Here is a 19,213-nt window from a genome sequence, read left to right as displayed (position 1 = left end):
ATTTTATTTAGTTGTATCTTTGTTTGATCATTAAATGTAATCTACATCCCCGCAAACAAATGGCTAAAGTTAATAAATTTCTGTCTTTTATCCGAACTATTCTTGAAACCCCAAGCTTAATCAACCTTGTTCTGGATAGCTCATTTGAATCAGAAAAAAAGTTTAAAAAGAAATATACAGAAATTTCTTCTTTACCACAGATAGATTTAAAACTTCTTGGGAAAGAAATTGCCGGAGATATTGACACCTTCATTCTGGACGGAGGTTCTTTAATCACTGATTTACAACTTCTTAAAACGCTTTCTATGAGAGATGATATCAATTCTTATATTGAGATTGGTACATGGCGTGGAGAAAGTGTCTATAATGTGGCTAAACATGTGGAAGACTGTACCACTATCAATTTGTCTAAAGAAGAGATGAAAGAAATGGGGCTCAATGTAAAATACGCTGATCAACATGGTATTCTTTCACAAAAGAATCCCCAAATAATCCACCTTGAAGCCAATACAAAATTTTTTGATTTCAGTGCTTTAAACAAAAAATACGACCTGGTTTTTATTGATGGAGATCATAGCTATGAGATGGTTTTAAATGACACGAAAAAAGTTTTTGAAAACCTTTTGCATGAAAACTCTATCGTTGTCTGGCATGACTACGCCTACAGTCCGCGAAAAATCCGTTATGAGGTTTTCCAGGCTATTCTGGATGGGGTGGGAAAGGAAAATCACGGATATCTTTACCATCCTCAGAATACTATGTGTGCTATTTTTATCAAAGGAAAATTTCCTACAACTCCTTTTGATGATATGGCCATCCCTTCAAAAGTTTTCAACGTAAAAATTCATTCGGAAGAATTCTCTTCTTAGCAGGGAATACATCATCATCTATCTTTTCGAAATAATAAAAAAGGATGGCAAAAGCCATCCTTAATAATCTGATAAAATATTTAGCTGATATAACTTCCAGCCCAGCTTTTCTCCAATGGAAGAAGAAAATGGCTTAAAAAGTCCAGATAAGTATTTTTAGAAAAGTCAAAAACCTGAATGTCTTTTGACAATTCACCATTTTTTAATTTGTTCTTAAAATCGAGAAGTTTCAAGGTTTTCACTTCTCCATTTTCCACAAAACTGGCTTTCATTCTATCGAATAATCCCAGTTGATACTCTTCATCAAGTTCTCTCATGATCTTACCTAAAGCATCAATGCTGCATCCTGAAGCCATTTCTTTCTCTTCATCTACACATATAATAATAAATTGATTTTTTTCAATTTTAAAGGATGATGAAAGTGGCTTTCCATGGGCTGCCCAGGTAGCCAGAAAATCAAATAGTTTTTCTGTGATAGCCTTTGCCTCTTTAGTTTCAAATGGCCTTGATGCCGGGTATATAATGACTCTATAGTCGTTCGTTTCTACAACGGTTGATTCTTCAATTTTCATTGCTGCTCAATTTAAAGTATAAAATTAAGAAATATTCCTGAGTTTATAAAGCATAAAACCCAGGCCAAAGCCTGAGTTTCCATTTATATTTTAAATGTAAGCTTATAAATCCTCTGCCTCTGCAAGAAGTTCCACAATATCTTTTACGGCAACTTCTGTATTTTTATTGAAATGCTTCACACCATCCGTCATCATTGTATTACAGAATGGACATCCTGTAGCAATTACTTTAGGCTCAAAAGACAAAGCTTCTTCTGTTCTTTCAATATTGATATCTTTATTTCCTTTTTCCGGCTCCTTAAACATCTGTGCTCCACCTGCTCCACAACAAAGACCGTTTGTTTTGCAACGCTTCATTTCTACAAGCTCAGCATCCAGTTTCTCAAGAAGCATTCTTGGCGCTTCATATTCATCATTGGCACGTCCAAGGTAACAAGGATCATGGAATGTGATTTTCTTTCCTTTGAATGCTCCGCCTTCAATCTTCAGCCTTCCTTCTTCCATTAAAGTTTTAAGGAACTGAGTGTGGTGAACTACATCAAAATGCCCTCCAAGACTAGGATATTCATTTTTAAGGGTATTAAAGCAATGTGGACATGCTGTTACGATCTTTTTTACCTCGTAAGCATTCAATACTTCAATATTGGTAAGCGCCATCATCTGAAAAACGAATTCGTTTCCGGCTCTTTTTGCAGGATCTCCGGTGCAGCTTTCTTCCTGTCCTAAAACAGCAAACTCAACACCTATTTTATTTAATATCTTGCAAAATGCTTTTGTAATTTTTTTGGCACGGTCATCAAAACTTCCGGCACATCCAACCCAAAATAAAACTTCCGGGGATTTTCCTTCGGCAGCATATTCTGCCATTGTTTTTATATTGAAATCCATTTCTTCCAATTTGAAAATGTGAGAATCTGGAAATTTGAAAATGAGTTAGCTTTAACCAATTTTCAAATTTTCAAATTGATTAGTTTTTAATTTTCTGAAGCCCAGTTCAGACGGTCTGCCTGATTATACTGCCAAGGTGCAGCATTATTTTCAACGTTCGTCATCATCAGATTCAGTTCCTGTGGAGCAGCAGACTGTTCCATTACCAGGAACCTCCTCATTTCAAAAATGATGGAAAGCGGATCCAATAATACCGGACAGGCTTCTGTACATGCATTACATGTGGTACAGGCCCAAAGTTCCTCTTTAGTGATATAGTCATTCAACAGCTTTTTGCCGTCGTCTACAAATTTTCCGTTTTTATCGATATTTTTTCCTACTTCTTCCAATCTGTCTCTGGTCTTCATCAGGATCAGTCTCGGAGACAGTTTTTTACCTGTAACATTAGCAGGACAAACCGAAGTACAGCGTCCGCATTCTGTACAGGAATAGGCGTTCAGTAACTGTACCTGGTTAAGGTCAAAAATATCTTCAGCTCCAAATTTAGAAGGAACATCAGCTTCAGCTCCTTCTGCCGGGGCAGCATAAGGGTCAGCATTAGGATCCATCATCAATTTGATTTCCTTTGTTACTGAATCAAGGTTATTGAATTTTCCTTTTTTATCAAGATTAGCATACCAAGTACTTGGGAAAGCTAAAATAATGTGTAAATGTTTTGAATAATACAGATAATTCATGAAGAAAAGAATCCCTACAAAGTGGAACCACCAGGCCCCTTTTTCTGTAAAATGTAAAAATCCGTCACCGAAATTACTGAAAACAGGTCCCAGAAGCGTTGAGCTGATCGGGAAGCTTCCAAGCTCTTCCAATACACCTCTCTGTTGTAGTACCCAGTCAGCGGCATTCATTTTAAAGAAGGCCATCATTAAGGCAAACTCAATGATAAGAATCCAGTTGGCATCCTGCTTTGGCCATCCGAAAAGTTCTTTCATGGTTAATCTCTTCACACCATAAAAGTTTCTTCTGATGAAAAACACGACTACCCCAATTACAACAAGAAGTGCCAGAATTTCTAATGTCGCCGTAAAGAAACTATAGAATCCATTCCCGAAAACTGAAGCTAGGAAACGGTGCGTTCCAAACAGTCCATCAACAATAATCTCAATAAGTTCTATATTGATAATAACAAAACCAACATACACGAAAAGGTGTAGAATCCCCGCTACAGGGCGTTTTACCATCTTACTCTGTCCCATAGCTACTCTAGCCATGGTACTCCAGCGTTCAGATTTTCTATCGTTTCTATTGATTTCGTGACCAAGTCTGATATTTCTATAGATCTTCAGCAGGCTTTTGGCAAACAATCCAAATCCGGCCACTAATAAAATCAGGAAAATAATGTTATCGATGTACTGCATAAGGCGTATTAGTCTTTATTGTTTTTACCGAAAACTGAGAAATTGATATATCTCTTAGGATTCGCTTTCATATCTTCAATCAAAGAATTCAAATTAGAAGATGCTGAATTCAGATTATTGTATAGCTGTTCATCCTTCATCAGCTTACCTAAGCTACCCTCTCCTTTATCTATTCCGCCAATCACCTGATTCAGTTTTCCTACAGTAGCATCCAGGTTGGCAATCGTTGTGTTCAATTGCTTCGTGTCAATGCTTTGTGCAAGATTTCCGTATTTATCCAGAGTAACCTTTCCACTTTGCATAGTAAGGCTGGCATCATCCAATACTTTCTGTAATTTTGGATCGTTATGACCTACAAGATTATTTACATTTCCTGCAGTTGTTTGTAATGCGCCTACTGTTTTGTTAAGGTTGGATAATAGAGCTTTTACTTCAGCTCTGTTTTGTGCATCAACAAGCAGATTGGCATTCGCCATTAGAGAATCTACTCTGTGGAGAACCACCTGCAATTGATCTTTCACCGGACCTACCTGAGAAGAAAGACTTCCCAGCGTTCCCAGCTTGAAAGCTCCTTTCAGAGTATCTCCATCTTTTGCTGTAACTCCGCCATACATTAGGTTTACTCTCATTTCTTTACCGGACATTAATCCCGGTTCAAAAATTTCCAGTGTTGAGTTTTTTGAAAATTCAAATTTATTATCAACCGTAATCTTTACAACAAAACTGATCTTACCGTCTTTCGCTGTCTGAGGTATAATCTTATCAACCTGTCCTACTTTAAGACCGTTAATAGACACTGCCGAAGACTGTGCAAGACCTTCTACATTGTCATATTTTGCATAAAATATATTGTCGGTAGTAAAAAGGCTTTTCCCTTTCATAAATTGAAACAACACCACAAAGCCTACGATAGCTAGAAGTGCAATCACACCAGCTTTTAATTCTTTACTGAACTTCACTTGCTAATTTTTTTCTAATAAGCAAATATAGTACATTTTAAATAAATCTTTTCCTTTATTATTCTGCGTTAAATACAAAAAAAAGCGACAAAAAAATTGTCGCTTTTATATTGATAGATGTGAATCTCTTATTGTTGCTGATTTCCCAGCTTACCCCAGATCTCAATTCTGTAGTCCTGGATATCTGCGTTATCCTGAAGACTCTTCAACCAAGCCTGTCCGAACATTCCTGCATTTCTCTGAGAAATAGACTCAGTGAACTGCTTAACATCACCAGGTTGTTTGTTTACTGTTTCTGATTTTTTAATCAGTACATAAACTCCTGTTCCTCCTTCAACTGGTTTAGAAAGCTTACCTTTTGCAACACCAAATGCAGCACCGGCAACTTTAGGTTCCATAGCTCCAGCTACTGAAGGATTCAGCATATTTACCTGAGCCGATTGTTTTGTTGCAGCAAACATAGTAGCAATCTGATCTAAACCTGATGCTTTTGCTGCCGCAATTTTATCAGAAATTTGTTTTGCAGCCAGTTTATTTTTAACAATTACTTCAATCTGGTCTCTTACAGATTCAGGATCGGCAAGACCCGCTTCCTGTTTTCCGTTCAGGAATACTACGATTTTGTCTCCTGTTCCGTCTACATTGAACAATTCTGTATCTCCTTTAGATCTTTTCTTATCAAAAGCCCAAGTAAGAATATCACCGTCTTTTTCAGTACCTAAGCCCTGAAGCTGTCCTTCGAATCTCTTCGCAGCCTTAGGATTAGTAAACTGGAAGTTTCCTTTCTTAGCAATGTTCACAAAATCATTGAAAGATTTCCCTTGTACCTGCTGAATGAATTTTCTAGAGTTTTTATCTGTTTCAGCTTCTGTAGCATCTGAAGGTTTGATCTCTTTTACAAGATTTGCCACCTTATATCCCATTGATCCGGACTTTTTATCTTCAATATTGATGATATGGTACCCAAACTGAGTTTCCACAACACCTGTTGCTCCTTTAGGATTGTTTGCAAGATATGTAAGGAATTCTGGAACAAAAGGCGTTTCCGGAGTTGTCCAACCAAGGCTACCTCCCTGTGCAGCAGAGCTTGGATCATTAGAAAGCTTAAGGAACTCTGTAAATTTAGCTGGTGTTGCTTTTACGATCGCTCCAATAGAGTCTGCCAATTTCTTAGCCTGCTCTTTAGATCTTGTTACTCCTTCTCCTGCAGGGCTTCCTTTGAAAGCGATCAGAATATGTCTTGACAATGTAGAATCTGAGGTTTTCTTCCCTACAAGTTTAGAAACTACATAGAAATTTTGTTCTTTATATGGTCCGAAAGTCTGTCCTACCGCAGCTGTTGCAATCTGACCTTGTATCGTAGCAGGCAATTGTGTAGGTTTTACATACTGAGGATTGAAAGGTGAATCTGAGTTTGCCATTACAAACATAGAGTCATTCTTTGTATTCTGGAAGTTTTCTGTACCTCCACTAGCATCTGTACCTCCTGAGTATAGTTTTGTAATTTCCTTTAAAGCGGCTGCATCATCTGCTGCACTTGGTTTGGAAGGGAAAAACACAACACCTAAGTTTCTGCTAGGCTCAGCTTTGAACAATACCGGGTGCTGCTTGATGTAGTTAGCAAGATCTTCAGTAGTAACATTGATCTTTGTTTTCTGAAGGTAAGCTGCATAGTCTACCTTTACAAAGTCGATGTCAGCAAGCTGATCTCTCTCTTTCATCAATTCTTCAGCTTCTTTCTTACCGGTAGTAATACCCGCTGAAACATTGGTAAACACCTGTCTTGCCATCAGTCTGTACTCAATTGATTTTCTGGTTTTCAACCATTGAGCATATCCCTGAGGGTCAGTGTTCTGTATTGTTTCAACTTGTTTTTGAAGGTCTTTAGTTTTAAAGTTCCCTTTCTCATCAAAGAACTGTTGATTTTGAGCGAACATTTGATCATACTGGATTTGATTCCAGAAATAATCATCAGTCATTTCAAAGCCCAATTTCTCAAACTGCTGCTTGATAAGTTTAGATTGAACAAGTAACTGCCAAGCCTGTTCTTCAAGACCGTTCTTTGGACGACCCTGTTGTTCAGCCTGTTGCTGCAACACGAAAAGCTGATCATTGAACTCTTCGCGGGTGATTTTCTCACCATTTACTTTTCCTAAAATGTCAGGATTCTTACCAAAAACCTTATCGATACTGTCTGGGTTCACCAAGAACGCCAAAAGCGCTAAGGCTATTACTCCCATTAAAAGCCAAGGCTTACTCCTAATCTGTCCTAAAATTGCCATTTTATAAATTATAGTTTTTTATCAGTTTGCGAAAATACACATTTTTAAGAAATTAGAGAAGCAGAAGTTCTTTATTTTAATTTTAAATCCAAAAGATTATCTAAAAAAGGAAATTTTGACCATATTTTTTAGCAAAAAACAAATGGCATAAGTATTGTGCATTCTAGTACATTATAATATACCACACGTTTTCAGCGCATATTATAAAAAATCCATTTAACGATTAAAAACGAAAATGACAATTTGTCATTCGATCCATTATGACAGAATTTGAAGATATAAGTTTAGAAGAAATGATCAGCGACGGTTTCGATATTGTTACTGAAGAAATCAATCTTTCCGACTTTGGGGAGACTGAAAAGAATTCCGAACAGAAAATATTCCCGATACTTCCTGTAAGAAATATGGTAATGTTTCCTAATGTGGTAATTCCTATTACTGCTGGGAGAAAAACATCGATACAACTTCTTGAGGAGGCACAGAAAAACGGAGATTTCATTGGAATTGTAAGCCAGAGGAATTCAGATCTGGAACAGCCCACAGAAAAGGATATTTATACAACCGGTACATTAGCGAAGATTATTAAAATTATAAAACTTCCTGAAGGCAACATTACGGCAATTACGAAAGGGTTCCACAGATTTAAAATCAAGAAAATCATTGATAATCAACCTTATTTTAAAGCTGAAATAACAAAATTAAAGGACAACAAGCCTAAAAATCAGGAGGAATATGAAGCATTATTAGAAAACGTTAAAGAACTGGCTTTAAAGATTATTGAGCTGGATCCGAATATTCCCAATGCTGCTAATTTTGCAATCAAAAACATCAATAATAATGATGACCTGCTGAATTTCATCTGCACCAACGCAAGTTTCCCATCCCTGGAAAAGCAAAAGCTACTTGAGGAGAAAAGCCTGATGGAAAGAGCTAACAAGTGCTATGAAATGATGCACGAGGATTTCAGAAAACTGGAATTGAGAAATCAGATCCATCAGAAAACTTCAAAAGATCTTGACAAGCAACAAAGAGAATATTTTCTGAACCAACAGATCAGAACGATACAGGAAGAGCTGGGAGGCGGACCTGAAAGTGACATAGCAGATCTTATTGCTAAGGCAAGAACAAAAAAGTGGAACCAGGAAGTGGAAGATCATTTCCAGAAAGAAATAGGCAGATTACAACGTCAGAACCCTAATTCTCCGGACTATAATGTACAGAGAAATTATCTTGATTTCTTTACAGATCTTCCGTGGGAAACTTATACCAAAGATGTTTTTGATATTGCTAAGGCCGAAAAAGTATTGGATAAAGCACATTTCGGGCTTGAAGATATTAAGAAAAGAATTCTGGAGCATATGGCTGTTTTAAAGCTGAAAAACAACATGAAGTCTCCTATCCTTTTATTGGTAGGCCCTCCGGGAGTAGGTAAAACATCTTTAGGTAAATCGATTGCTGATGCTTTAGGAAGAAAATATGTAAGGTTATCTTTAGGTGGTCTTCATGATGAAAGTGAAATACGTGGACACAGAAAGACCTATATCGGAGCCATGGCTGGGAGAATTCTTCAGTCTATCAAAAAGTCCGGAACCTCTAATCCGGTGATTGTTCTGGATGAGATTGATAAAATCGCACAGGGACTTCACGGAGACCCAAGCTCTGCATTGTTAGAAGTCCTTGATCCTGAACAGAATAAATCTTTCTATGACAACTTCCTTGAAATGGGGTATGACCTGTCTAAAGTAATGTTTATCGCAACAGCAAACTCACTTTCAACGATTCAGACACCACTTCTGGACAGAACAGAAATCATTCAGATTGCAGGATATACACTGGAAGAAAAGATTGAGATCGCTAAAAGACACCTAATTAAGAAACAGCAGGAAGAAAACGGTCTGGATACCAAATCATTCAAACTTGGAAATCCGGAACTGAAACATATTATTGAGGCACATACTTCTGAAAGCGGTGTAAGAACTTTAGAAAAAAGAATTGCTTCTGTTGCCAGATGGGTAGCATTGCAGACCGCTCTGGTAAAAGAGTATGATCCAAAGATTTCACTGGAAAAAGTAGATGAGATTTTAGGTGTACCGAGACCGAAAAGCTTATCTGAAATTACCGGGGTTCCTGGTGTAGTAACAGGATTGGCCTGGACGAGTGTAGGAGGTGACATTTTATATATTGAAAGTATTCTGAGCAACGGAAAGGGAGCTTTAACAATGACCGGAAATCTGGGAACTGTAATGAAAGAGTCTGCAACGATTGCTTTGGAATATATTAAGGCTAAACATGATGAATTGGGAATTGCCCAGGAAGATCTGGATAAGAAAAACATCCACGTTCACGTTCCTGAAGGAGCTACTCCTAAGGATGGCCCTTCCGCCGGTATTGCGATGCTGACATCAATGGTTTCTTCTTTTAAAAACAAAAAGATAAAACCTCACTTGGCTATGACAGGAGAGATTACTTTACGAGGAAAAGTACTTCCTGTAGGCGGAATTAAGGAAAAGCTTCTTGCTGCAACCAGAGCCGGGGTAAAAGATGTTATTCTTTGCGAAGCGAACAGAAAAGATGTAGAAGAAATCAAGAAAGATTATTTAAAGAATCTGAAAGTACACTATGTCAACAGAATGGAAGAAGTTATTGACATCGCCATTGAAGATTAAACAGTAATATATCAACTTCTCAATAAGGAACACGTTCTGGTAATCAGAGCGTGTTCCTGCTTTTACAGAAAGATTTTGGGAATGAAATTTGATACGCAGAAAGAAAAATCCACACTGTTTGAATAAAAAGTTCTTTAGTTCGGTGGGTTTTTCTTATTTTTATTCCACACTGCAGATTTTAGATTATGAACTTTCTTAGACTTCCTTTCCTTGTCAAGCTTACCCTTGTTGTGATTTCCATCATTGGCCTTGGTTATCTTTTAGCATTGGGACAAACTATTTTAGCACCTTTTTTTCTGGCATTTCTGATGGCTATGCTATTTTTACCGGCGGCTACTTTCATGGAAAGAAAACTAAGGCTACCAAGATCTATATCAACCATGACATCAGTTTTCATTATGCTGATGATTTTGGCTGGAATCATCTATTTCTTCACCAATCAATTGTCTGATTTCAGCAAGGATCTTCCGCATCTAAGAGAACAATTTACCACCGTTTTTAATAATTTACAGCATTGGATCTCAAAAACATTCAACGTAAAAGTGGATGAACAGGTAGATTATTTCAATCAGGGACTGAATAAGCTTTTATCTTCTTCGGGAGCGATCCTAGGTTTTACTTTTGGAATCTTTTCAACGGGATTTGGATTTATTATATTCTTTACCCTGTTTTTTATCTTTATTTTAAATTACAGAAGGCTTTTAAATAATTTTATTGTTACCGTTTTCAGTGAAAGACATAAAGCAAGTGTTCAGGAAGCGGTAAATGAGATCCGGGTAATGACCAAAAAGTATATTTTCGGGCTTTTTCTTCAGGTTATCATTGTATCTGTCCTTACCTCTATTGTTCTTACCGTTTTAGGAGTAAAATATGCAATCCTTTTAGCTGTTCTGACCGGTTTGTTAAATGTTATCCCTTATTTGGGAATTTTCATTTCCCTTTTAATTTCCTGCTTTATAGCATTTGCCACTTCTACTCCGTCTACCTGCATTTACGTAGCCATGGGATATATTGCAGTGCATGCAGTGGACGGAAATATTGTTTTACCGTTTGTAGTAGGTTCAAAAGTAAAGATCAATGCTTTATTTTCTTTTATAGGGATTCTTTTAGGGGAACATCTTTGGGGAATTGCCGGAATGTTTCTGTGTATCCCGGCTATTGCAATTATTAAAATCATCTGCGAAAGAGTGGATGACCTAAAACCATGGGGAAGGTTACTCGGAGAGGAGGAAAAACCGAACAAAAAGAAGAAAAGCTACAAGATTTCAAAGAATATTACTTTGAAGGAGATGGATTAGATATTGGTGATAAGTAATGAGTAATAGAAAATCAAATACTTAATAAAACTAAGGCTGCTTTAAAAAGCAGCCTTGTTTATTTTTGTTTCCTTTACATAATAAGAGCGCAAAGTGGCCTCATTCCACTTGGACAGGATTCTTCACATGGAATATAAGACTGATTATCCGGACAGTATCCTAAACTAGGATTAACCGGACCTCCTCCGGAGCCTCCTCCTAAACACGGATCACCAGGAGGAATTTTACATGGACAACCTATTGGTCCTATATCACATTTTTCAATACCAATCCCACCCTGAATTTTTTTTAAATCTGTGCGGTTTAATTTTTTAAGATTTTTCAACATAATAATTATGAGTTTGGATTATACTCAAATATAAATAATAAAATGATGCAAAATCCCACATTAACCTACCATTAACACAAACAATATTATTTTTAATTCTTAAAATCATAATAGAATTATATTTTTATTCTACATTTGATATAAAATATTTATTATGAAAATCATTAAACTCATCATCTGTATTTTATTTGGGATCATGTTTATCAATGCAGGATTAGACAAGTTCTTTCATTACAACCCAGTTCCTCAACTCACTGAAACACAAATGAAGCTGTATGCAGCATTCGGAGAAATTGGCTGGCTATTACCTTTGGTAGGAGTTGTAGAAATAATAGGGGGACTATTATTTATTTTTCCAAAAACAAGAGCTCTGGGTGCCATCATTATTCTGCCTGTACTGACGGGGATTTTGATTCATAATGTATACAGAGATCCTTCGACTACAGGCATTTGCATTTCCGGAATACTATTCCTGATTAATATCTGGATATTGATTGACAACAGAGAGAAATATAAAAACCTTGTCGGATAGTAAATGAAAACCCACGGATAACAGCGGTTGATATTAGCCATTGCCTTTTATCCGTCACTTTATATAAAAGCACTGAATCCCGTAATCGATCGTCCCACGATGAGCGAGTTGATTTCCTTTGTCCCTTCATAAGAGTAAATAGCTTCGGCATCTGCTACAAAACGGGCAACGTCATATTCCAGGAGAATACCGTTTCCACCCATCACTTCTCTTGCTCTGGAAACAATATCCCGCGTTCTTAAGGTACAGAAAACTTTAGCTAATGAAGCATGTTCATCTTTTAAAATTCCTTCATCCTGCATCTCAGACAGCCTGAAGACCATGGTCTGCATGGCGGTAAGATTGGATAACATTTCCACCAGATGCCCCTGAATCATCTGAAATGAAGCGATAGGTTTCCCAAACTGCTCTCTTGTCCGGGTATATGCTAAGGCACTTTCATAAGCTCCTCTTGCACATCCGGTTGCCATCCAGGCTACTCCAGCCCTTGTCATCCGAAGTACTTTTCCGGTATCTTTGAAAGAATTGGCGTTCTGTAAACGGTTTTCCTCAGTAACAATACAGTCTTTCAGGGTAATCAAACCATTCTGAACAATACGTAATGCCATCTTTCCCTTGATTTTCTCTACAGAATATCCCGGATTATCTTTCTCTACAATAAATCCTTTTACTTCTCCACTATCCAAATCTCTTGCCCAAATAATGATAAGATCTGCAAACGTTGCATTTCCGATCCATTTTTTCTGACCATTTAAAACCCAACCTTCATCTGTTTTCTTACAAGTTACGGTAAGGCCGCCTGCAGCTCCGGAGCCCACTTCAGGTTCGGTCAGTCCAAAGGCACCAATTTTTTCAAACTTCTGCATCTGCGGAAGCCATTTTTGTTTTTGTTCTTCTGAGCCACATATATAAATAGAACCCATTGCCAACCCTGATTGCACCCCAAAAAATGTTGCAATAGAAGCATCAATCCTTGCCATTTCCATGGCAATAACCCCTTCCATCAGAAAAGGCATTCCCGGACAGCCATATCCTTCATAGGTTACTCCGCATATATCCAGCTTTTGAAATTTCGGAATCAGTTCGAAAGGAAACTCATCCCTAAGCCAGTAGTGATTGACCAAAGGCTTAACTTCTTTTTCCATAAAAGCTCTTACTTTCAGCTGAATTTCCCTCTGTTCAGGAGTTAAAGTATGGTAGATATCGTAAAAATCTCCATCAATGGGAGGAAGTTCTTTCTTTTTCTTATCCGGATCAAGCATTTTCATGAGCCCGGAAAGCTGTTTATCATCCAGTTTCGAAAAATTGTGCATCAACTTCGGTAGATCTACTTTTTGGGAAATAGCACTTAGCTGATCAAAATCTATAGACGTGAACAGTCCTATTGCATTCCTGATTTTAGAAAAGGTATTTGACATAATGATATATTGTGATTTTGGTTTGTAAAAAGATAAGCAAAAATTACTCCGAAAGCAAACCCCATCCCTTCATGTTGTTTTACAAAGTATTAATATTCAGTAATTTAAAACAGAATATTCTCTTTACAAGTTTTTTACTTTCGATTTTCAAGCATTACAAAGGATCCTTGCAGAACTTTGACTCAAGCAAAACCTCAAAAATATTACGCTATGAAAACGACTTACATTAGATTATCATTATCAGCGGTTCTTTTACTTGGAATTTATTCATGTAAAAAAGGAGAAGCAACCAGCAGCAGTGAACTTAAAAGCTATGAAGCAACAACAGATTCTGCGGCTGTTTCGGAAGACAGTGTTTCGTCTGTTGCGAGCATGGAAGTAAAGGACAAAAAATTCATCAAAACAGCAGATGTCAATATGGAAGTAAAAGATGTGTATAATGCTACTATCGCTATTGAAAAGTCTGTCCAGGACCTTGGAGGTTTTGTTACAAAAAGCAATCTTCAGAGCAATGTGGTTTCTGAAGATACTTATAATACGTCTGATACTGAAGCTATGCTTATCAAAAAATATAAGACCGAAAATACGATTCAGGTAAGAGTACCCACTGAAAAACTGGGAGAGCTTTTAACATTCATTAATACGAATAAGCTTTTTCTTAACTCAAGAACCATCAATGCGGAAGACGTAACAGCTAACATCAAATATTCTGAGCTGGAGACAAAAAGAAACCAGAAAACTTCTGAAAATATTGAAAAAATAAAGACCAATAAGGATAAAGTTACTCTTGATGATGAAAATATGTCTGAAGGAAACCTTCAGAAGCTAACCAATATGAACATTGCCGATAACCTGAAATACAGCACCGTTGATATTTTCATCAAAGAACCCAAATTACGCATCGCAGAAATCGCTGTTACCAATATAAACAGCATTGATAATAAGTATAGATATAACTTTATATATGATGCAAAAGACGGATTTGTCTATGGATTTTATTTGATTCAGAGAATTATTGTAGGGCTTATCAACATCTGGCCGATTGTATTGATTGCAGGTGGAGTAATCTATTTTCTAAGAAAAAGAAAAATGGCAAAGCCTGTGCTTCCTAAAAACCAGGAATAAAAATTCCTAACCAAATGGTTATCATCATAATTTTAGATTTTACAGCCTCCTGTTTTCAGGAGGTTTTTATTTTTTTGAAAAAAAACTGTAACGATTGTAACGGTACCCTTACCTACTGTTTAAAAGAACAGAAAATCAAAAAAATCAATACTATGAAAATTGTAATAAAACTTGGATTCGCTGCACTATTATCAATGCATTTCATGACTGCTACGGCACAGAACAAAAACACAGACAATGACAACAGCCTGCTATGGGAGGTATCTGGAAATGGACTCTCTAAGCCATCTTATATTACCGGAACATTTCATATCTTATGCAACAAGGATTTTGATATAAAGCCTAAGATTTGGAACGCCCTCAATGCATCAGAGAATTTTGTTATGGAAATCAACTATACAGATCAGAATGAAATGATGGCCATGCAAAAAATGATGGCTGCTGATAAAAAAATTTCTGAACAGTTAACTCCTGCAGAAGCCACAGAATTAAACAAAACACTTGCTGACTATGGTACGAATCTAAAAAATGTAGACGGTCAAAGCCCACAAGCTTTATATGCTCTTGTTGCTACCAAAGCCATTCCTTGCCCTGCAAATGAAGTGAAAATGTATGAAATTGAACTTCTTAAAACCGCTCTAAAAAACAAGAAAAGTGTAAACGGCCTAGAAAAAGTGGATGATCAGATCTACGCAATTGGCAAAGCATATAATCTGAAAGAAGTAATCAGCCAGCTTAAATTAGGTAATGAATATGCTATTGCAGCGCAAAAAATGACTGAGGCCTTTAAAAATGAAAATCTGAAAAATCTGGATATACTCATTAAAGATCCAAAGTTCATGAACAAGAGCCAGGAGAAATTGGTTTTGACTGACAGAAATAAAAAATGGGCAGAAAAAATGCCGGAAATGATGAAAAATCAAAGTTCTTTCTTTGCTGTTGGAAGTGGCCATCTTTGGGGAGAAAATGGATTAATTAATCTCCTGAAGGCAAAAGGATACACTGTAAAACCCGTATCAAACTTATAACAATAACCCAACCATGAAACTATTGTGAGTACTCCAACTGAAGCAGCCTTTTTAAAGCTTGTTAATCAGCACAAAGGCATTTTATACAAAGCTTCCCGGATCTATGCCGATTCTATAGAAGACCGGGAAGACCTCCAACAGCAAATCCTTATCCAGCTGTGGAAATCTTATCAGAACTTCAAGGGAAACAGCGAGTTTTCTACATGGATGTACCGTGTCGCTATCAATACAGCAATCACTTATTTAAAAAAGGAAAAGCAACGATCTAAAAATCATACAGACACACCGCACCATTTTGAAGTACATCAAGAAGACTACAATCCTAACAAAGACCAGCAACTTGAAATTTTTTACACTGCCGTTCAGGAATTAAATGCTCTTGAAAAAGCTGTTATATTCTATTTCATGGAAGGAATGTCACATAAGGAAATCGGAAACAATCTAGGGCTTAGTGAAGGAAATGCCCGTGTAAAACTCAACAGAACTAAAGAAAAAATACAGCAAATCATAAAAAAATCAGGTTATGAATTTTGATCAATTAAAAGAACAGTGGAATAATGAAGACAGTAATGTCCATATTCCTGACAGCATAAAACAATTAAAAGAAAGCAAGCATCCTATCGAAAAAATTCAGAAAAGTATGAAAAAAGAATTCCCAATGCAGGTCATTGCTATTATTCTTATAGCATTCTTTCCTCAAATACTGAAATTTCCCATTTCACAATATGTTATTTATTATACCTCTTATACCATGCTTGTCGTTATATCTTCTTATTATTTATTTGGCTTTTACAAATTTTACAAGCAGACTGAACTTTATACTGGCAATACTAAAAACAGTCTCTGGAAAATATACCACGAATTAAAACTTAATATGGAAAGATATCAGTCTTTCAGCTTCCTGCTCCTCCCCCACTTCATGATCACATTAGGACTCGAATTCTATAAGGTATTAGCGAAAAAAGGGATGACCTTTGAAAGTGTAACCAACTCTTATCAGCAGACTCTTATTATTTCTGTTCTTATTGGAACCATCGCAATTATAGTTAATATTGTTTTATGGACAAAGTATATTTACGGACGCCATGCTAAGCAATTGGAAAATATTCTGAATGAAATAGATGAATAAAATTCAAAAAAGTATCTTTAACCTTATAAAAAGTAAACCTCAGATCATTTCTGGGGTTTTGTTTTTTAAAAAATCGTTATTTATCATCTTCAAATTTATTTGAGGTTTTATTTTTCCTTAAATTTGCAGATCAGAAATAAATCGTTATGGATTTCTAAAGTTTTTTATCCGCAACATTATTCTGTGAACTATAAATTCTCGACAACATGCTATCAAAAATAAATCCTCTACAAACCAACAGCTGGAAAGCCCTTGATGAACATTTCGCATCGAATGATCTTGAACTAAGAAGTCTTTTCCAGTACAATCCGAACCGTTTTGAAGAGTTTTCTCTGAAAAAGGACAATTACCTTTTTGATTATTCTAAAAACCTGATCGATGCAAAGACAAAAACTCTTTTATTACAGCTGGCAGAAGAATGTCAGTTAAAAGACGCTATTACCAAAATGTTCTCAGGAGATAAGATCAATGAGACAGAGGGAAGAGCAGTATTACATACGGCTTTGAGAGATTTCTCTGATCGTGAAATTCTTGTTGATGGCGAAAATATTAAGCCACAGATTAAAAGAGTACTGAATCATATGAAAGCTTTTTCTGAAAAAATCATTTCAGGAGAACATAAAGGTTTCAGTGGAAAAGAAATTACAGATGTTGTAAACATAGGAATCGGAGGTTCAGACTTAGGACCCGTAATGGTTTGTTCGGCTTTAAAGCATTTTAAAACAAGACTCAATGTTCACTTTGTTTCCAATGTGGACGGAAATCATATTGCAGAGGTTGTTAAAGATCTAAACCCGGAAACTACTTTATTCATCATTGCTTCCAAGACATTTACGACGCAGGAAACAATGACCAATGCAAACTCAGCAAAAGACTGGTTCCTTAAAGCAGGAAAACAGGAAGATGTTGCAAAGCATTTTGTTGCTTTATCCACTAATGTTGAAGCTGTTAAGCAATTTGGAATTGCAGAAGAAAACATCTTTGAATTCTGGGATTGGGTAGGCGGAAGATACTCTCTATGGAGTGCTATCGGATTAAGTATTGTTTTGGCTGTAGGATATGAAAACTTTGAGCAGCTTCTAAAAGGAGCCTTTGACACAGACCAACGATTCCAGACAGAGGACTTCTCTGAAAACACCCCTGTATTAATGGGACTTCTGGGAATATGGTACCGTAATTTCTATGCAGCAACAAGCTATGCAATTCTTCCATACTCACAATATCTGGACAGATTTGCAGCATATCTTCAACAGGGAGATATGGAAAGCAACGGGAAATGTGTAGACAGAAACGGAGAATTTGTAGAATATGAAACAGGACCCATCATTTGGGGAGAACCAGGAACTAATGGTCAACACGCATTTTACCAATTGATTCACCAAGGTACAGAATTGATTCCTGCAGACTTTATTGCTTATGCTAAAAGCTGTAATGAAGTCTCTGACCACCAGGATAAATTATTAGCCAACTTCTTTGCCCAGACTGAAGCTCTTGCTTTCGGGAAAACAGAAGAAGAAGTTGAAGAAGAACTTAAAAATGCCGGAAAATCTGACGAAGAAATAGACCAATTATTAAATTACAAGGTCTTCCACGGAAACACTCCTACTAACTCAATACTATTCAAAGAACTAACCCCTTTTTCATTAGGTCAGTTAATTGCAATGTATGAGCATAAAATCTTTGTTCAGGGGGTAATCTGGAACATTTTCAGCTTCGATCAGTTTGGAGTAGAATTAGGTAAAGTTCTCGCTAACAAAATCTTACCAGAGCTTGAAAGCAACGAAACTGTAACTTCGCATGACAGTTCTACCAACGGATTAATTAATTATTATAAAGGAAATAAATAGCAGATGTCTGCATTACGATCATATTATTATAAACTGCCTCCCGGCTTCAGGCTCTTAGGAAGAAAACTATATTATTTTCCGATAGATTTCTATGAAGGCATTACCGGAAAAAGGGCCAAAAACGAGCCCAAAAAGGGAGATATCTATGTAGGAAGCAGCGATTTTATTCCTCACGGGATCCGTCAGATGAATGCGCTGAAAAAACATATTGCACTTAAAAATACAGACCATGTGCTGGATATAGGATGTGGAATCGGCAGAACAGCTGTTGCCCTATCCGGATTCATAGACAAGGGAGCTTATGATGGTTTCGATGCCGTAGAAAAAGGAATTAAGTGGTGTGATAAACACATTCACAGAAAATATCCGAACTTCAACTTTAAGTTTACACCGATTTATAATGATCTGTATAATACTTTCAGTCAGAAAGCGGAGAACTTCACCTTCCCTTACGATAAAGCTCAGTTTGATAAAGCATTTTTGTTTTCTGTTTTCACCCACATGCAGATCCCTGAGATCAAACAATATCTGAATGAAATCAGCAGGGTTCTGAAAAGTGGCGGACAATGTCTTGCAACATTCTTTCTGTATGATGATTCTAAAGCGGAAAGTGGAAGCATGCATTTCCCACATCAGTATGAAGGATACCGGCTGATGGATGATAAAGTAACGGCTGCCAATATTGCCGTAAGTATTCCATTACTGAATCAAATGGCTCATGAAGCAGGTCTGAAAGTAAAAACCATACAGGGAGGATTCTGGAGAAATGATATAGAAAAGGAAGGTGCTGATGAATTTCAGGATATTGTAGTATTCGAAAAAATCTAAATCTAAAT

General features: G+C 36.7%; 17 protein-coding genes. 10 read left to right on the top strand and 7 right to left on the bottom strand.

The features are described from left to right. Positions 1–59: 59 nt before the first annotated feature. Positions 60–869 (top strand): class I SAM-dependent methyltransferase, encoded by an 810-nt coding sequence (locus DRF65_RS06195; protein WP_115969814.1) that lies wholly within the window; start codon positions 60–62, stop codon positions 867–869. A gap of 80 nt (positions 870–949) precedes the next feature. Here DRF65_RS06195 and DRF65_RS06190 read toward each other — a convergent pair whose 3' ends face one another. The 5 genes from DRF65_RS06190 to DRF65_RS06170 all read right to left on the bottom strand — a co-directional run bounded on the left by DRF65_RS06190 (position 950) and on the right by DRF65_RS06170 (position 6,988). After that, positions 950–1,441 carry a hypothetical protein gene (locus DRF65_RS06190; RefSeq protein WP_115969812.1) on the bottom strand — a complete coding sequence of 164 codons (492 nt, stop codon included), beginning with the start codon at positions 1,439–1,441 and terminating at the stop codon, positions 950–952. A gap of 102 nt (positions 1,442–1,543) precedes the next feature. Continuing rightward, the gene (locus DRF65_RS06185) at positions 1,544–2,329 is read right to left on the bottom strand and encodes a (Fe-S)-binding protein (protein WP_115970023.1); all 786 of its coding nucleotides are present in this window, start codon (positions 2,327–2,329) and stop codon (positions 1,544–1,546) included. A gap of 86 nt (positions 2,330–2,415) precedes the next feature. Then, a complete protein-coding gene (locus tag DRF65_RS06180; protein ID WP_115969810.1) occupies positions 2,416–3,747 on the bottom strand; it encodes a (Fe-S)-binding protein in 1,332 nt (443 codons plus the stop codon). 8 nt (positions 3,748–3,755) lie between these two features. Further along, complete coding sequence (locus tag DRF65_RS06175) at positions 3,756–4,706, bottom strand: MlaD family protein (protein WP_115969808.1); 951 nt, start codon at positions 4,704–4,706, stop codon at positions 3,756–3,758. Positions 4,707–4,834: 128 nt separating this feature from the next. Continuing rightward, on the bottom strand, positions 4,835–6,988 hold the full coding sequence (locus tag DRF65_RS06170; RefSeq protein WP_115969806.1) for a peptidylprolyl isomerase: 2,154 nt from the start codon (positions 6,986–6,988) through the stop codon (positions 4,835–4,837). A gap of 260 nt (positions 6,989–7,248) precedes the next feature. On the opposite strand from DRF65_RS06170, the gene lon reads away from it, so the two are divergent. Beyond that, on the top strand, positions 7,249–9,654 hold the full coding sequence (lon, locus tag DRF65_RS06165; RefSeq protein ID WP_115969804.1) for an endopeptidase La: 2,406 nt from the start codon (positions 7,249–7,251) through the stop codon (positions 9,652–9,654). A 185-nt stretch (positions 9,655–9,839) separates the two neighbouring features. Continuing rightward, positions 9,840–10,952, top strand: a complete 1,113-nt coding sequence (locus DRF65_RS06160; protein ID WP_115969801.1) for an AI-2E family transporter — start codon at positions 9,840–9,842, stop codon at positions 10,950–10,952. 91 nt (positions 10,953–11,043) lie between these two features. Here the strand turns inward: DRF65_RS06160 and DRF65_RS06155 are convergent, their stop codons facing one another. Beyond that, entirely contained in the window at positions 11,044–11,298 is a 255-nt protein-coding gene (locus DRF65_RS06155; RefSeq protein ID WP_115969799.1) for a bacteriocin-like protein, read from the bottom strand. Positions 11,299–11,452: 154 nt separating this feature from the next. Between DRF65_RS06155 and DRF65_RS06150 the strand changes: the two genes are divergently transcribed. Further along, positions 11,453–11,830 (top strand): MauE/DoxX family redox-associated membrane protein, encoded by a 378-nt coding sequence (locus tag DRF65_RS06150; RefSeq protein ID WP_115969797.1) that lies wholly within the window; start codon positions 11,453–11,455, stop codon positions 11,828–11,830. Between the two features lie 59 nt (positions 11,831–11,889). Here DRF65_RS06150 and DRF65_RS06145 read toward each other — a convergent pair whose 3' ends face one another. Next, the gene (locus tag DRF65_RS06145) at positions 11,890–13,248 is read right to left on the bottom strand and encodes an acyl-CoA dehydrogenase family protein (protein ID WP_115969795.1); all 1,359 of its coding nucleotides are present in this window, start codon (positions 13,246–13,248) and stop codon (positions 11,890–11,892) included. A gap of 210 nt (positions 13,249–13,458) precedes the next feature. Here DRF65_RS06145 and DRF65_RS06140 point away from each other — a divergent pair, with 210 nt between their 5' ends. From DRF65_RS06140 to DRF65_RS06115, 6 genes are all read left to right on the top strand, one after another. Then, on the top strand, positions 13,459–14,373 hold the full coding sequence (locus tag DRF65_RS06140; protein ID WP_115969793.1) for a DUF4349 domain-containing protein: 915 nt from the start codon (positions 13,459–13,461) through the stop codon (positions 14,371–14,373). A 152-nt stretch (positions 14,374–14,525) separates the two neighbouring features. Then, positions 14,526–15,401: a TraB/GumN family protein gene (locus tag DRF65_RS06135; protein ID WP_165852181.1), complete on the top strand. Its 876-nt coding sequence runs from the start codon at positions 14,526–14,528 to the stop codon at positions 15,399–15,401. 24 nt (positions 15,402–15,425) lie between these two features. Next, the gene (locus tag DRF65_RS06130) at positions 15,426–15,935 is read left to right on the top strand and encodes an RNA polymerase sigma factor (RefSeq protein WP_115969789.1); all 510 of its coding nucleotides are present in this window, start codon (positions 15,426–15,428) and stop codon (positions 15,933–15,935) included. Next, on the top strand, positions 15,925–16,530 hold the full coding sequence (locus DRF65_RS06125; RefSeq protein WP_115969787.1) for a hypothetical protein: 606 nt from the start codon (positions 15,925–15,927) through the stop codon (positions 16,528–16,530). Before DRF65_RS06130 ends, DRF65_RS06125 begins: the two co-directional genes overlap by 11 nt. A 206-nt stretch (positions 16,531–16,736) precedes the next feature. Beyond that, the gene (gene pgi, locus DRF65_RS06120; RefSeq protein WP_115969785.1) at positions 16,737–18,377 is read left to right on the top strand and encodes a glucose-6-phosphate isomerase; all 1,641 of its coding nucleotides are present in this window, start codon (positions 16,737–16,739) and stop codon (positions 18,375–18,377) included. Between the two features lie 3 nt (positions 18,378–18,380). Then, entirely contained in the window at positions 18,381–19,205 is an 825-nt protein-coding gene (locus DRF65_RS06115) for a class I SAM-dependent methyltransferase (RefSeq protein WP_115969783.1), read from the top strand. The last annotated feature ends 8 nt before the right edge of the window (positions 19,206–19,213 follow it).

It is taken from the genome of Chryseobacterium pennae, from assembly GCF_003385515.1.
In the GTDB taxonomy this organism is placed as follows: Bacteria; Bacteroidota; Bacteroidia; order Flavobacteriales; family Weeksellaceae; genus Chryseobacterium; species Chryseobacterium pennae.
The sequence above is the reverse complement of the archived record's forward strand: the minus strand, read 5'-3'. Positions and strand labels throughout refer to the sequence as shown.